The following is a 252-nucleotide window of genomic DNA, read 5'->3' on the forward strand; positions in this document are numbered from 1 at the left end:
TTGGAAACGCTGCAGGCAATTCCCCATCCCTTCGCCAGCGTCGATTTTACGAGCGACGGAATGGGCGCCTGCCTCGGCGCCCCTTCAGGCCGCGACGGCGCGATCGCCATCGCCGGCACCGGCTCCATCGGGCTCGGCTTCGTGGAGGGTCGAAACCTGCGCACCGGCGGCTATGGCTTTCCGATCTCCGACGAGGGCAGCGGCGCCGATCTCGGCCTCAAGGCGATCCAATTGGCGCTGAGAGCCAATGAC

Annotated in this window: 1 protein-coding gene; it reads left to right on the top strand. The window is 66.7% G+C overall.

Annotated features, from left to right (window positions below; genetic code table 11):
• Positions 1–252: BadF/BadG/BcrA/BcrD ATPase family protein (locus KVS69_RS20000; RefSeq protein WP_302675399.1), on the top strand; the 252-nt coding region annotated here is incomplete at both ends.

It is taken from the genome of Stenotrophomonas sp. GbtcB23 (assembly GCF_019091045.1).
GTDB lineage: Bacteria > Pseudomonadota > Gammaproteobacteria > Xanthomonadales > Xanthomonadaceae > Stenotrophomonas > Stenotrophomonas rhizophila_A.